Source organism: Luteolibacter arcticus (genome assembly GCF_025950235.1).
Taxonomy (GTDB): domain Bacteria; phylum Verrucomicrobiota; class Verrucomicrobiia; order Verrucomicrobiales; family Akkermansiaceae; genus Haloferula; species Haloferula arctica.
The window spans coordinates 39148-54311 of record NZ_JAPDDT010000004.1 but is presented as its reverse complement, the minus strand read 5'-3'; the positions used below and the strand labels follow the sequence as shown (position 1 = coordinate 54311).

At 62.2% G+C, this 15164-nt stretch carries 12 protein-coding genes; 11 read left to right on the top strand and 1 reads right to left on the bottom strand.

Going from position 1 to position 15164, the window contains the following annotated elements; genetic code table 11:
- Positions 1 to 926 precede the first annotated feature (926 nt).
- From OKA05_RS11195 to OKA05_RS11155, 9 genes are all read left to right on the top strand, one after another.
- Entirely contained in the window at positions 927 to 1871 is a 945-nt protein-coding gene (locus tag OKA05_RS11195) for a family 2A encapsulin nanocompartment shell protein (protein WP_264487228.1), read from the top strand.
- On the top strand, positions 1852 to 3639 hold the full coding sequence (locus OKA05_RS11190; protein WP_319800651.1) for a SufS family cysteine desulfurase: 1788 nt from the start codon (positions 1852 to 1854) through the stop codon (positions 3637 to 3639). The genes OKA05_RS11195 and OKA05_RS11190 overlap by 20 nt, the downstream gene beginning before the upstream one ends.
- Positions 3640 to 3657: 18 nt before the next feature.
- Entirely contained in the window at positions 3658 to 4128 is a 471-nt protein-coding gene (locus OKA05_RS11185; protein ID WP_264487227.1) for an HAD family hydrolase, read from the top strand.
- A gap of 19 nt (positions 4129 to 4147) precedes the next feature.
- Positions 4148 to 4684: a rhodanese-like domain-containing protein gene (locus tag OKA05_RS11180; protein WP_264487226.1), complete on the top strand. Its 537-nt coding sequence runs from the start codon at positions 4148 to 4150 to the stop codon at positions 4682 to 4684.
- Positions 4681 to 5664, top strand: a complete 984-nt coding sequence (locus OKA05_RS11175; RefSeq protein ID WP_264487225.1) for a serine O-acetyltransferase — start codon at positions 4681 to 4683, stop codon at positions 5662 to 5664. The genes OKA05_RS11180 and OKA05_RS11175 overlap by 4 nt, the downstream gene beginning before the upstream one ends.
- A gap of 18 nt (positions 5665 to 5682) precedes the next feature.
- Entirely contained in the window at positions 5683 to 6687 is a 1005-nt protein-coding gene (locus OKA05_RS11170; RefSeq protein ID WP_264487224.1) for a cysteine synthase A, read from the top strand.
- A 204-nt stretch (positions 6688 to 6891) separates the two neighbouring features.
- A complete protein-coding gene (locus OKA05_RS11165; RefSeq protein ID WP_264487223.1) occupies positions 6892 to 8319 on the top strand; it encodes a sulfatase in 1428 nt (475 codons plus the stop codon).
- Between the two features lie 22 nt (positions 8320 to 8341).
- Positions 8342 to 9751: a sulfatase gene (locus OKA05_RS11160; protein WP_264487222.1), complete on the top strand. Its 1410-nt coding sequence runs from the start codon at positions 8342 to 8344 to the stop codon at positions 9749 to 9751.
- A gap of 9 nt (positions 9752 to 9760) precedes the next feature.
- Entirely contained in the window at positions 9761 to 11407 is a 1647-nt protein-coding gene (locus tag OKA05_RS11155; RefSeq protein WP_264487221.1) for a sulfatase-like hydrolase/transferase, read from the top strand.
- 14 nt (positions 11408 to 11421) lie between these two features.
- Here the strand turns inward: OKA05_RS11155 and OKA05_RS11150 are convergent, their stop codons facing one another.
- Positions 11422 to 12864, bottom strand: coding sequence for an FAD/NAD(P)-binding protein (locus OKA05_RS11150; protein WP_264487220.1), 1443 nt, complete (start codon positions 12862 to 12864; stop codon positions 11422 to 11424).
- A 289-nt stretch (positions 12865 to 13153) separates the two neighbouring features.
- Here OKA05_RS11150 and OKA05_RS11145 point away from each other — a divergent pair, with 289 nt between their 5' ends.
- Together OKA05_RS11145 and OKA05_RS11140 are read left to right on the top strand one after the other, a co-directional pair.
- Positions 13154 to 13516 (top strand): copper-binding protein, encoded by a 363-nt coding sequence (locus tag OKA05_RS11145; RefSeq protein WP_264487219.1) that lies wholly within the window; start codon positions 13154 to 13156, stop codon positions 13514 to 13516.
- Between the two features lie 130 nt (positions 13517 to 13646).
- Entirely contained in the window at positions 13647 to 15044 is a 1398-nt protein-coding gene (locus tag OKA05_RS11140; protein WP_264487218.1) for an MBL fold metallo-hydrolase, read from the top strand.
- Positions 15045 to 15164 lie beyond the last annotated feature (120 nt).

Here is a 15164-nt window from a genome sequence, read left to right as displayed (position 1 = left end):
GTGATCCAGCTGAGGATAGCCACGGCGGGCTCGAGAGAACCCAAGAAGCCCGCGCCCGCCGTGGCTTCAGAGCGATCAACTGGCGATGAAACCCAAAACATCGCCCGTTGACCGCGAATCCATCCGGTGGATCACCGGAAAGTCACGACGGTGCCTAACAACAGCAACAGGCTGCACTTGCCTCAAGCGAGACGGCAGATCGGCTGACGGGCCGGTTCGGGAAAAATTTCATCGGTGGTGCAGGAGAGTGTGTTTCGATCTGCCGCTACGGTCGGGGCCTCATCCCCGTCCCGCGTATCGCGGCACCATGCCAACTATGCTCCCCTGCTTGGGGTGGCCGAAGCGCTTGCCGGTCTGCTCATCGGACCCGGTTTGCGGCTGACGGGCGGACTAATGCCGACTAACGAGTGGGAGTTCAAGAAGTTTTTTCATAAAGTTCGCTTTTGACCATGAAGCTCGGCTCGCGACGGAGGATAATCGGCGCTTTGGCTCCTGTTGAGCTTGGTGCGACGCCCCGTAGTTAAAAGGATTGTGGTTGATAATACTTCTGCCGCGCCCCTCTCGACCGGGAGGGAGTCAAGGGATCTTGGGATCGCGTGGAAGTGTCATTTCTGTCAAAAAGTAGGAATAAGGTCGTGCATGGCATTGACAAGGGAACGGCGGTCAACTCAGGCTTCCTGAGCGCTTGCTTTCGCGATAGCTGGAGAGTCCACGAGGATACCCGGCTATTTTTGGCGAGACGGGTGCCGCCGACCAAACTCATGGAGGCGAAAGCAGGCCGGTGAGCCGCATCCGTCCACGGGTGGCCCAAGCCTATCAGCGAATCGATCCGACCGGCATCCGGAGGATCTCACCATGGTTCCGCAGTACGGCCGCAAGGGCCGTTCTCCGCTTCACTATTCTAACAACAATCTCCCCGCATCACCATGCCTGATCCAGTCGATCTTCCCGTCCGTCTCAGCGTCAGCGCCGAAGCCGCGCGAAACCTGGCCACCGCCACCGTCACCCAGCCACAGTGGGATGAGATCACGCCACGCTGGCTACACCTCCTGCTGCCGTGGGTGGATGTCGATGGCGGGGTCTATCGCGTCAACCGCGTGAGGCAGAACTCCGAGGGGGTGACCGTCGATCTCCTGACCGTGGACGATGGCGAGCCAGAACTGCCGACCGATTTCATCGACTACGAGCAGGATCCCCGCGAGTATCACCTTAGTACGATACAAACCGTACTTCGCACGCACACGCGCATCACCGATCTCTACAGCAACGCGATCGACCAGCTCCGCGAGCAGGTCCGCCTGACGGTGGAAGCGGTGAAGGAGCGCGAGGAACACGAGTTGCTGAATCATCCCAAGATCGGCCTGCTGAACACCGTCAGCCCCACCCAGCGCATCAAGACGCGCAAGGGGCCGCCATCGCCGGACGATCTGGACGAACTCATTTCGCTCGTGTGGAAAAAGCCGGCGTTCTTCCTCACGCATCCGAAGGCCATCGCGGCATTCGGACGGGAAGCGACCCGCCGCGGTGTCCCGCCGCCGACCATCACGCTGTTCGGCTCGCCGTTCCTCACCTGGCGCGGCATTCCGCTCATCCCGAGCGACAAGCTGCCGATCAAGGAGGGCAAGACCAGCATCCTGCTGCTGCGCGTGGGCGAAAAGCAGCGCGGCGTGGTGGGCTTGCAGAAAGCCGGGGTGGCCGGTGAGATCGAGCCGGGCCTTTCCGTCCGCTACATGGGCACGAACGAGCACTCGATCGCCTCGCACCTCGTGACCCGCTACTTCTCGCTCGCGAAGCTGGGCGAGGATGCACTGGCCGTCCTCGACGATGTCTCCATCGGCAACTATCACGAATATGTCTATCCCACGGCTTGATTCAGCGGCCCTGCCGGTGGACCTCGGTGCCGATGACTTCGGGACGGCACTGGTCTCGCGGCTCGCCAATGAGTATTTCTCCGGCGCCCCGTCGGAATCGAAACTGCCGTCCGCGCCGGTCTCGGTGCCGCATACCGTCGCGGGCCTGCCGGCGGAACTGCCGTCCTCGAACCCGCTGGGATCATCCGGGAGTTCGAAGGGCGGACGGGACATCTCGCTCTCCGGTGGCTTTCCGCATGCGTCCTCGGCAGCCGCACCGCCGGTGCATCCCACGGTGGTCGCGGCGGATCCCGAGCCCGTGGCGAAGGACAAGGAACCGCCGAGCGGCACGCATCGCCCGGGTGATGGTGCTTCGCATGAATTCGGCGAGCCGTCATTCTATACCCAGGGCCTTGGCTCGCGGGTGTCATCCCCGCCGACAAAAGCCGCCGATCATCCGGGGCTACCCGGAACCGGATCCGATCTGCTAGAGCCGGACTTCTACTTCCTGAAGGATGTGCCGGGTTTGCGGCTCACGTCCTTCGGCACGCAGCCATCGCCGCTGTCGGGCTTGCCGGAGTTCAATATCGATGGCGTCCGCAAGGACTTCCCGGCGCTCCAGCAGCACGTGAATGGCAGCACGCTGGTGTGGCTCGACAATGCCGCCACCACGCACAAGCCGCAATCGGTGATCGATGCGACTTCCCGCTTCTATTCGCGCGACAATTCGAACATCCATCGTGCCGCGCATACCCTGGCGGCTCGCTCGACCGAACTCTTCGAAAGCGGCCGCGAGAAGGTCCGCCAGTTCCTCGGCGCGGCGGATGCGAAGGAGATCGTTTTCGTCCGCGGCACCACCGAGGCGATCAATCTCGTCGCACAGAGCTGGGGTCACCAGAACGTCAGTCAAGGCGACGAGATCCTGGTCAGCCAGCTCGAGCATCACGCGAACATCGTGCCATGGCAGTTGCTCGCGAGTCAGGTCGGCGCGACCTTGCGGGTGATCCCGATCAACGATCGCGGCGAGCTTCTGTTAGAAGAGTTGCCGGGGCTGCTGACCGATCGCACCAAGATCGTTTCCGTCACCCATGTGTCGAATGCCTTGGGCACGGTGAACCCGATCGAGGAGATCATTGCCATGGCTCACTCCCGGGGAATTCCGGTGCTGGTCGATGGGGCGCAGTCGACCCCGCATTTTCCGATCAATGTGACGGCGCTGGACGCGGACTTCTTCGTCTTCTCCGGTCACAAGGTCTTCGGTCCCACGGGGATTGGCGCGCTTTATGGGAAGTCGCACCTGCTTGAGGCGATGCCGCCGTGGCAGGGCGGGGGACACATGATTAAGGATGTGACCTTCGAGAAGACGATCTACAACGCACCACCGGAAAAATTCGAGGCAGGCACGCCGGACATCGCAGGTGTGGTGGGGCTGGGGGCGGCGATCGATTACCTCATCAATCTCGGCATTCCAGCGCTGGCTGCTTACGAGCACTCGTTGCTGGAGTACGCGGAGGATGCGTTGCGTTCGGTGCACGGCATCCGCCAGATCGGCACCGCGGCGAACAAGGCGAGCGTCTTCGGCTTCGTCATTCCCGGTATCCCGAACGATCGCATTGCCAAGGAACTTGACCGGCAGGGCATCGCCGTTCGCGCCGGCCACCATTGTGCCATGCCGGCCGTGCGGCATTTCGGCATCGAAGGGACGGTGCGCCCGTCGCTCGCCTTTTACAACAACCGCGGGGACGTTGATGCGCTGATCCAGGCGCTGCACGGCATTGCGCGACGCTAAGAACCAAGATTGTTAGAGATGATTGAGATCGACATTCCCGGCTTTGACCGGCTGGCGCTGGAGCACATCGTCATGGACTACAACGGGACACTCGCCGTGGACGGTGCGCTTCATCTCGGGGTAAGGGAGGACCTGCGGTGCCTTGCGAAGAGCTTCCGGCTTCACGTCATCACCGCCGATACCCACGGTCTCGCTGCGGCGCAGCTAGACGGGCTGCCGATCTCGCTCACCATCATTCCTTCCGAGGCTCAGGCGGAAACGAAGCTGGAGTATGTCCGCGACCTCGGCGCGGACGGGGTGGTCGCCATCGGCAATGGTCGCAACGACCGCCTGATGCTGGAGGCCGCTGCGCTCGGAATCGCTGTCCTGCAGAAAGAAGGAGCTTCGGTCGCCGCGGTGCAGAGCGCCGACGTGCTCACCACCAGCGTGCTGGACGCCATCGACCTTTTGAAGCATCCTCAGCGGCTCATCGCCACCCTCCGATCCTGAATCCTTTCCCTTTTCCATCATGAGCCACATTTCTCCTGCACAACTCAAGAGCCTGCTCGACCAGGACGCCTCGATTGCCGTCATCGACGTGCGGACCCCATTGGAATTCGACGAAGTCCATGTGCCGGAAGCTCGCAGCATCCCGCTTGATGCCCTTGCTCCGAAGCGCCGGATCGAGAATGGCGAGCTGCCTGCCAAGGAGCCGATCTACATCCTCTGCCATTCCGGAGCGCGGGCGCAAAAGGCCGCCGACCAGTTCCAGGCCGCCGGCTATGAGAATACCGTGGTCGTGGAAGGCGGAACGCAGGCATGGATTAACGCCAACCTGCCGGTCATCCGCGGGGAGGCAAAGGTGATCTCGCTCGAGCGCCAGGTGCGCATTGCTGCCGGTGCGCTGGTGTTCACTGGCGTGGCGCTCGGCTGGTTTGTTCATCCCGGATTCTTCGGCCTGTCCGCTTTCGTCGGAGCAGGTCTCGTCTTCGCTGGCATCACCGACTGGTGCGGCATGGGTCTGCTCATAGCCAAGGCCCCGTGGAACCAGCGTTCCTCCTCATGAGCGATTCTCCCCTTTCGGTTTCGAAGTTCGGAGATGCGGGCGGTTCTCCGTTCGAGATCCCTTACGGCGAATACGTGCCGAAGTTGCTCGCTTCGTATGAGCGCTTCGGCGGCTGGAACAATGCCGAGGCGCTCAACCTGCCGTCGAAGAACAGTGTAGGCGAGGTCTGCGAGGATCTGTTGAAGCTGTTGTTTCCCGGCTTCCTCGACAGTGATGTCGTTCCGAATGGTACCCTTGCCGAGCTCACGGCGCGCCGGTTGTGGGACGTCATCTCGCGGCTTGAGGACCAGGTGCGGAAGAGCGTGCGCATCGGCAATCCCAATGTGCCGACCGGCAAGACGCCGCCGATCATGCAGAAATTCTGCCGCGCCCTGCACATCGTCCGCGAGGTGCTGCGCACGGACATCGAAGCAGCCTATGCAAACGACCCCTCCGCGCGAAGTCGCGAGGAGGTAATCCTTTCTTACCCGTTCATCGAGGCGATCGCCATCCAGCGGATGGCTCACCGGCTCTACCGCGCCGGCGCGCCGATCATCCCGCGCATGATGACGGAGTGGGCGCACTCGCGCACCGGCATCGACATCCATCCCGGCGCGAGCATCGGCTCGCATTTCTTGATCGACCACGGCACCGGCGTGGTCATCGGTGAGACCTGCTACATCGGCAACCACTGCAAGATCTACCACGGGGTCACGCTCGGCACGCGCACCTTCATCAAGGACGAGGACGGGAACGTCGTGAAAGGCCTCAAGCGCCACCCAAACCTCGGCGACAATGTCACGATCTACCCGAACTCCACCATTCTCGGCGGCGACACGGTCATCGGCGAGAACTCGACCATCGGCGCGAACGTTTTCCTGATGCACAGCATCCCCGCGAACTCGCTGGTCATCTACGAGGAGAAGAACCTCAGCATCAAACCCAAGCCCGCCCGCCAGGGCCGTGGCCGCGATCAGGCGGACTTGCTCTGGTCCATCTGAACCTGTCATCCTTCCACCATGAGTCTCCCCCAATACCACGGCGTCGATTTCCACGTCGGCAAGACCCCGCTGATCCGCCTGAAGAAGCTCTCCGAGCTCACCAGCTGTGAGATCCTTGGCAAGGCGGAGTTCATGAATCCCGGCGGCTCGGTGAAGGACCGCGCCGCACATGGCATCATCACCGATGCGGAGAAGCGCGGCTTGCTTCAGCCCGGTGGCACCATTGTAGAAGGAACCGCGGGGAACACTGGCATCGGGCTCACGGTCATCGGCCATGCGCGGGGCTACAAGACGGTCATCATCATTCCCGAGACCCAGTCGCCGGAGAAGTTCCAGCAGCTTCGCACGCTCGGCGCGGAGGTCATTCCCGTGGCGGCCAAGCCGTATAGCGACCCGGACAACTACAACCACATTGCCCGCCGCATGGCTGAGGAACGCGGGTGGCTTTGGGCGAATCAATTCGATAACACGGCGAACCGCCAGGCTCACTACGAGACGACCGGGCCGGAGATCTGGGAGCAGACGGCGGGAACGGTGGATGCTTTCGTTGCCGCGGTCGGCACCGGTGGGACGCTGGCGGGCACCTCGCTTTTCCTGAAGGAGAAGAACCCGGAGATCTCCGTCGTTTGCGCCGATCCCTATGGGGCTGCGATGTGGTCGTGGTTCACCCACGGCAATCTCGAGGATGATGACGGCGATTCGTTTGCCGAAGGCATTGGGCAGGGACGCGTGACGAAGAACATCGAGGGCATCACTGTCGACAAGGCCTATCGCGTCGATGACCAGGCGGCGCTGTCGGTGGTCTATCAGCTCTTGCACGAGGAGGGGCTGTTTCTTGGCCTCTCCAGCGGCATCAATGTCGCCGGTGCGGTGAAGTATGCGCTTGATCGCGGTCCCGGCCAGACGATCACGACGATCCTCTGCGACTCGGGTGCTAAGTATCAGTCGAAGCTCTTCAATCCCGAGTGGCTGCTGGAGAACGGGCTGGATCCGGGGATTTCCGTGGAAGCCGTGTTTGGTTGAGGCGCCGGGCCGACAAAAGGCCGCGATAAGGGTCTTCTTTTCCCGGGAACAGTCTCCTCGCTCACGAAATACCTCACGAGAAAGTCAGCACTTCAAATCTATACAGCTAAAAGCGCGATCAAGGTAACTAAGCCGGCGCAGCACGGTTTCACCCGAACTCGTTCCGTCACGACCCTACATTTTCACGATACCACTCGCTTCTGCATGAACTCCGTCCCTTTGCTTCTTTCCGCGCTCCTGCTTCCTTTGGCCGCAGTCCGCGCGGCCGATCATCCGAACATCGTCTTCATCCTGGCCGATGACCTCGGCTACACCGACGTGTCGGCCTACGGGAGCAAGTACTACGAAACTCCGAATATCGACCGGTTGGCGCAGGAGGGACTGAAGTTCACGAACGGCTACACGAACGGGCCGAATTGCCAGCCGACCCGGGCGGCATTGATCAGCGGGCAGTATGGGCCGCGCACGGGGATCTACACGGTGGGGGGGATCGAGCGCTTCAACTGGCGCAGCCAAGCGCTGCGACCCGTGGACAATGTAGTGTCGCTTCCGGCGGAGAAGGTCACGATCGCTCAGGCGTTGAAGGGCGCGGGGTATGCTACGGCGCTGTTTGGAAAATGGCACTTGGGCGGCAAGCCGGAGGCGCATCCTTCCAAGCGCGGCTTCGACGAGGCGATCGTTTCCAATGGGCGGCACTTCAACTTCACCACCGATCCGAAGGTCTCGTATCCGGAAGGCACTTACCTCGCGGATTTTCTAACGGACAGGGCGGTGGACTTCATCGAGCGGCACAAGGATGGCCCGTTCTTCCTCTACCTTCCGCACTTCGGCGTGCATGCGCCGTACGAGGCGAAGCCGGAGCTGATCGCGAAATTCAAGGCCAAGCCGGCTGCAGGTGGTCATCATGATCCGGTCTATGCGGCGATGCTCTCGAGCGTGGACGAAAGCGTGGGTCGCATCACGGCGAAGCTCGATCAGCTGGGCATCTCGGAGAATACCGTGGTCATTTTCTCGAGCGATAACGGCGGTGTCGGTGGTTATCAACGCGAGGGCATCCAAGCCAAAGATACCACCGACAATGCGCCGTTGAAGGGAGGGAAGGGGACACTGAACGAGGGCGGCATTCGTGCGCCTTATGTGTTCCGTTGGAAAGGCACCATCCCGGCGGGTACGGTCTCAAACCAGCCGATCGCCTCGATCGACCTATATCCCTCGGCGCTTGAGCTCGCGGGCGCGAAGAAGCCCGAGAATCACGTGCTCGATGGCGTGAGCTACGTTTCGCATTTGAAGGATCCGGCGCACACGAAGGTCGAGCGGGATGCCCTCTTCTGGCACTTCCCCGGCTATCTCGGTGCGGGCAATAACACCTGGCGGACCAAACCGGTGAGCGTCGTCCGCAGCAGCCAGTGGAAGCTGATCCAGAGTCTTGAGGACCGTTCGCTCCAGCTCTACGACCTGGAGGCGGACCTGGGAGAAAAGAACAACCTCGCCAGCGCCAATCCGGAGAAGGCTCAAGAGCTCTTAGGGAAGCTGGATGCGTGGCGTGAACAGGTGAAGGCAGCTCTTCCGACGAAGAACGAGAAGCCGGAAACCGATGCCGCGCCGAAGAAAAAGAACAAGCGGCGCAAGTAACCTCATGCTCCCTTTACACGCTGTGAAAGCCACCTTTTCCCTCGCCCTTTTGGTGTTCGCGCCGCTCCTTCATGCCGAACCGGAGCGGAAGCCGAACATCCTGCTCATCGCGTCCGACGACTTGAATCACTGGATTGGCTACACCGGTCGCAACAAGCAGACGAAGACGCCGAACATCGACCGCCTTTCCGCGCGCGGTGTGAGCTTCGCCAACGCGCATGCGACGGTGCCGGTGTGCAATGGCTCGCGCGCGAGCTTTCTCTCCGGAGTGAGGCCCTACACGTCAGGCGTCTATGGCAATGGCGATGATTGGCGGAAGGTCATCGCGCCGGAAAAGACGCTGATCTCCGTGTTTCGCCAGGCGGGCTACGTGACGCTTGGATCGGGCAAGCTCTACCATGGCGGCTATGACCGGAAGTCGGAGTGGGACGACTACTTGCAGAATGAAGGCAAGGCTGGCCCCGAGCCCGCGGGCAGCAAGGGCGTGGGCGGCATTCGTTTCGGCGTGGTGGAAGCGGACGATTCCGAACTCAGCGATCACCGCATCGTCGACTACGGCATCCGCCAGCTCCAACAGAAGCACGACAAGCCCTTCCTGCTCACCGTGGGCCTGCATAAGCCGCACATGCCGTGGTTCGTGCCGAAGAAGTATTTCGACCTGCATCCGCTGGAGTCGATCCAGCTTCCACCGACTCGCTTGAACGATCTCGACGACGTGCCCGCGGCGGCTGTGGGCTTTGCGAGGCCGAATGGAGATCATGCGAAGATCCTCGAGTCGGGAAGATGGAAGGAAGCGGTGCAGGCTTACCTTGCTGCCGTTTCTTACGCGGATGCCGAGATCGGGCGCTTGCTCGATGCGCTGGATGCCTCGGAGCATCGCGAGAACACCATCGTCATTCTGTTAGGCGACCACGGCTGGCACTTCGGCGAGAAGGAGCACTGGCGGAAATTCGCGCTGTGGGAGGAAGCGACACGCGCGCCCTACATCTGGGTCGTGCCGGGCGTGACGAAGGCAGGCACGATCAGCTCCAGGCCCGTCGATTTCAGCAGCCTCTATCCGACGCTCGCCGAACTTGCGGGCATTGCCAGGCCATCGCATGTCGAGGGTGACAGCATCCGCCCGCTGCTCGCCGATCCGGCTGCCGAATGGAAAGGCCACGCGCTGAGCACCTGGCTCCAAGGCAACCACTCCATCCGCACCGAGCACTGGCGCTACACGCGCTATGCCGATGGATCGGAAGAACTCTACGACCACCGTAGCGATCCCTACGAATGGACGAACGTCGCCGCGAAGGAGGAGCACGGCTCACTGAAACGCGAACTCGCCGCACTACTTCCGTCTAAGAATGCCCCCGGCCTGACCAAGGGCGATGGCTGGCGTGATGCGGAAGGCGGCAGAGGCAGACGTGCCGCCGCCAAAGCTAACAAGTGACCTTTGATCATGAAATCCCGCATCCCTTTCCTCCTGCTTCTCGCCACGGTCATGCCGTTGGGGGCTCAAGCGAAGAAGAACATCCTGCTGATCGCCGTCGATGACTTGAAGCCGGTCATCGGCGCGTATGGCGATCCGATTGCCAAGACGCCGAACATCGACCGGCTTGCTTCGCGCGGGCTGCTGTTCGAGCATGCCTACACGAATCAGGCGGTGTGCGCGCCTTCGCGGAACTCGTTGTTCACGGGCGTCCCGCCGGCGAGCCTGGGCATCTATGATCTCGCGACGAACTTCCGCCACGCCGCGCCGGATGCGGTGACGCTGCCGCAGCATTTCCTGAAGAACGGCTATCGCACCGAGGCGGTGGGGAAGCTCTTCCACGTCGGCCACGGAAATTCGGATGATGCAGCCTCATGGAGTGTTCCGCATGTCCGCCCGGCGGGAAAGACCTATGCGCTGGACGAAAGCCAGCCGCCGAAGGGTGGGGCTCCGCGCAAGAATGGCGGCGGCCCGAATGGATCCGCGACCGAGTCCGCCGAGGTGCCGGACGATACCTATGCGGACGGCAGGACCGCGGATGAAGTGATCCGCCGGTTAGAAGCCGCGAAGGCCCGGTCCGATACGCCCTTCTTCATCGGTGCCGGATTCATCCGCCCGCATCTGCCCTTCGTCGCGCCGAAGAAATACTGGGATCTCTACCAGCGTTCGCAATTCAAGTTGCCGACGTATCGCAAGGCTCCGGAGGGCACCCCGGCTGTTGCGTTGCGGTCAAATGGCGAGCTTTCCAGCTACAAGGACACGAAGGACGGCGATGCCTTACCGGATGAGAAGCAACTGGAATTGCTCCACGGCTACTATGCCGCTACGAGCTATACCGATGCGCAGGTCGGGCGCTTGTTAGATACGCTCGACCGGCTGGGGCTGTCGGAGAATACCATCGTGGTCCTGTGGGGCGATCATGGCTGGCACCTCGGCGATCATGGCTTGTGGTCGAAGCACTCGAACTTCGAGCAGGCGACCCGCATTCCCTTCATCATTGCGGCACCGGGGGTGACCACGCCGGGCACGAAGACGAAGGCGCTTGTTCAATCGATTGACCTTTATCCGACACTCGCCGAGTTGAATGGCTTGCCCTTGCCATCGTCCAAGCCTGCGATCGAGGGTAAGAGCCTGGTGCCGGTGCTCAAGGATGCATCGGCCTCGGTGAATGAAGCGGTCTATCAGGTTTATCCGCGGCAGGATGTGCTCGGTCGTTCGCTACGGACGGCGACGCATCGCATCGTGGAGTGGAAGAAGCCCGGCGCTCCGACCGACACCGCGGAGTGGGAACTCTACAACTACCGCACCGATCCGGAGGAGACGCGCAATCAAGTGAAGGAAGACGCGGAAGTCTTCGCCGCGCTGCAGGCGAAAGTGGCGGCGCTTCCCGAGGCGAAGCCACAAGTGAAGGGGCCTGCCACCGCTGCACCGAAAGGCGGACAGGACCGTGCGAAGCTCTTCACCAACAAGGACAAGAACGGTGATGGCACGCTGACCCGCGAGGAGTTCCTAGCGAATCGGCCCGATCCCGACAAGGCACCCGCGCGCTTCACCCGCTTTGACAAGAGCGGCGATGGCATCCTTTCGAAGGAAGAGTTCATCGCCGCCGGGAAGTGAAGGCGATGGATTTGTTAGATCTCGAAGATCCAGAGATGCCCGGCGGCTGATGTAGCGCCGGTGGCGGTGGCATCGCGGGCGGCGAGAAGTTGCCGCGCGAGTTCGGCGGCTTGGACGCGCAGTTCCGGGACGGCGGTGCTTTCCCAGAGCGAGCCTTTGCGAAGGCTGCCGACCGTATGCAGCGGATCGGCACCTTCACCGGCGAGGCGAGTGACCTCGATGCCCAGGCCGAGCGGATCGGGCGTGGTGAGACCGCGGGCGATAAGGTTCTTCAAGAGCTGAGACTGGCCTCGCTCGGGATTTACCTCGGGGCCGGTGGCATTGATCACCACGCCCACCTTCAGCCGCTGTGCGACGGATGACCCGCGCGGTCGATAGATGACTTCGACGCCGTCTGGCAAGGGTTGGATGCTCTCCAACCGGCCGCTATGGCGGATGAGTTGGCCGCTGGCTTCCAGTTCGTCCTTCACCGCGCGGATTTCCGGGGCGGCGCGATGCCGCAGGGTCTCCCACAGCGAACGCACGTGGCGGAGAAAGCGTCGCCTTTGCTCGCGCGGCAAGGCGATCCAGATAGCCTGCGTGTGCGGACGCAATGAATCGACGACGGCGCGCCAGTCCATGCCCTTGGTGGCGGCGAGTGCGATCTCCGCGCGGACATGGCGGAAGAGCAGTCGGATATTCTTCGGCAGCTGATCCGGATCCAGGAAGGAGCGCCGCGGTGAGGATGCGCGATGCGCCTGGGGGAAAAGCCCGTGTCGCGAGAGCACATGGATGGGCGCGGTGCGGCCGATCTTCTTCGCGGTTACCAGCAGGTCGAGGCAGGTGAGGCCGGCTCCGATGATGAGCACTTCGCCGGGCTTTGCGAGTGCCGCGCGAGCTTGGCCCGACCATGGATTCTGAAGCACGCGGGTCTCCGAGTCGCCTGGTCCTTGTGGATCGGCGCTCGCAGGCGTGGTGGGCGGAAGATTGCCCCACGCGAGGATCACATCGTTCGCTTCAAGAATACCGCCACCGGCGAAATGAATGCGCACGCCACCTGCGGGCAGGGCTTCGACATCGATGGCTTCGCCATTGATGAACTGGAGGTTCTGCGTTCGCAGTGCGGCCTGTGCGACGAGATGCTGGAGATACTTTCCATAAACGACGCGCGGGAGGAAAGCTCCGGGGCCGATGGTGGGATCGGTGGTGCGCGCCCACTCGAGGAAGTGATGCGGCCGGTCAGGAAACGCGCTCATCTTTCCCGCCGGGACATTGAGGAGGTGCTCCGGGGCGGCGGCACCGTAAGCGAGGCCGGGGCCGAAGGCAGGGGTGCGCTCGATCAGTGCCACGCGCGGGGGACTCTCTGCCTGCGACAGATGCACCGCGAGCATCGAGCCACTGAAGCCGGCACCGATGATCGCCACGTCGAAACGAGGCGAGGCCGGGGCGTCCAGGGAAGTCTCAGAGTCGCTGGCCATGGTGCCGGTACGATGGAGGGAGTGATTCGATTTGGGAAGGCCTGCGGCGCTGTTCATTTCATCCATCCGTGACGGAGTTTTCCGTTGCTCAATTCATACCACCGAGCCTACTTTTAGCCAAGTCCTCGCGGGCGCAGGCGACCACGCCGCGCTGCGGGAGTAAGGGCTGCCGACCTTGTTCCGGAGGCGCCCTGTGGATGACACCGCACCCCACGGTTGACCCGGCCCGGGAGACCGCCCCTTCGCCAAGGCGAGCCCGTTTCCAGTAAGCCCCCAACCCCGTAAGGCGATGTCCACCATCCGAATTTTTTTCACGTTGCCCTTCATTCTGAAGCTGGTGACCGCCTCGGAGAAACCGTTGATCGAGCCCGGTGAGGTCCGCACCTATGACCTGCGCGGTGTGGTCGAGAAGCTAAGGCCCGAGGTACCTGCAGCGGTGATTCGTCATGAGGAGATCCCCGGTTTCATGGAGGCCATGTCGATGACCTTGCGGGCTAAGGATGCCCGCGAATTCGAAGGCGTGCATCCGGGCGATGGCGTGACCTTTCGCCTCCACGTCACCCGTGACGATGGCTGGATCGATTTGGTCAAGGTGATCGAACCCGGCCAAGAGGCTGTGGGCGACGACGGCGAAGACGCCGCGCAGGAGTAGAGTTAGCGACTTCGTGCGTGGCGAGGTTCGCCATGAAGGAGATCAAGGTCAGCCTCCTCCTCCCTTTCCTTGCAAACGCCGTATTCCTGACAAGGGTATCACCGAACTTGAAGAAGAAGGACCGAAGCCAATGTCCCTGATTTTCGAACGCTTTCAAACCGACGGTATCGCGGAGCTTTCCTATTTGGTCGGGGATGACGAAACGGGAACCGCAGCGGTTTTCGATCCGACCGTGGATGTGGAGAAGTACCTCTCCCTGGCGCGGGACAACAAGCTGTCGATCACGCACATCTTCGAGACGCACATCCACGCGGATCTGGTGAGCGGGGCGCGTGAGTTGAGGGAACGCACGGGCTTGGCGAAGATCTATGTGAGCCACGAGGGCGGGGCGCAGTATGGCTTCGAGCACGAGGGCGTGAAGGATGGCGACAGTTTCGAATTCGGCGACACGAGGGTGACGGTGAAGCACACGCCCGGTCACACGCCGGAGCATGTGAGCTATGTCTTGTCGAACGGGGAGGGGAGCGAAGGGATCTGGGGCGTGCTCACGGGTGATTCGCTCTTCGTGGATTCGGCGGGGCGGCCGGATTTGCTCGGCTCCGGCGAGACGGAGGAGCTGACGAGGAAGTTGTTCGAGACGCTGCGTGGCTTTTACCTGAAGCTGGACGATGGCGTGGCGATCTTCCCGGCACATGGCAGCGGTTCGCCGTGTGGTGCAGAGATCGGCGACCGCCTTCAGAGCACCATCGGCTACGAGCGGCGATCGAATCCCTACCTGCAGCTTCCGGACTTCGAGTCCTTCCGTGATAAGGTCCTGTCCGGTGTGCCACCGGTGCCGACCTACTACCCGCGGATGAAGAAGATCAATGCGCAGGGGCCGGAGATCCTGCGCGGTCCGGTGCCCGTGGCGGCGCTGCCGGTGGAGGCTTTTCGCGAAGCGGTCGAGAAGGGGGCGGGCGTGTTGGTGGATACGCGGACGATGCTTGGCTTCGGTGGCGCTCACATTCCCGGGGCCTTGAATCTCGGGGGAACTCCGATACTTTCGATCTGGGCAGGATGGCTGCTGGATCCGGAGAAGCCGCTGCTGCTGGTGCTGGAGAGCGATGCGAAGCTGGATGAGGTGGTGACGCTGTTCCTGCGCACCGGCTACCGGAACTTTGCGGGCTATCTGACTGGAGGGATGGGAGTCTGGAACAACGCGGGGAACAAGCTGGCGCATGTGCCGCAGATTTCCGTGCACGAGCTGCAGGAGCGGGCTGCCGAACTGCAGATCATCGATGTGCGGTCGCGGGGGGAGTGGAAGAAAGGCCACATTCCCGGGGCGAAACACTGCTTTCTGCCCGAGCTGCGGGAAAAGTGCGGGGCGTGGGACAAAAAGCGGCCTGTGGCGGTCTATTGTGCGAGCGGCTACCGGGCGAGCATCGCCAGCAGCATCCTCAAGCAGGAGGGATTTGCCGACGTGAGCAACGTGCCGGGCAGTTGGCAGGCTTGGAAGAACGCCGGGCTGCCCGTCGAGCAATTGTCGTAGAGGACCGCGTAATCCCCCACTTGGCGGGGGTTTTGACGGGAAAAGATTCCTTGGATCGGGTGGGGATACCGGAGTATTCTTTGGTGTGAGGGGTTGTTTTCCATTGATTAACTGCTTGTA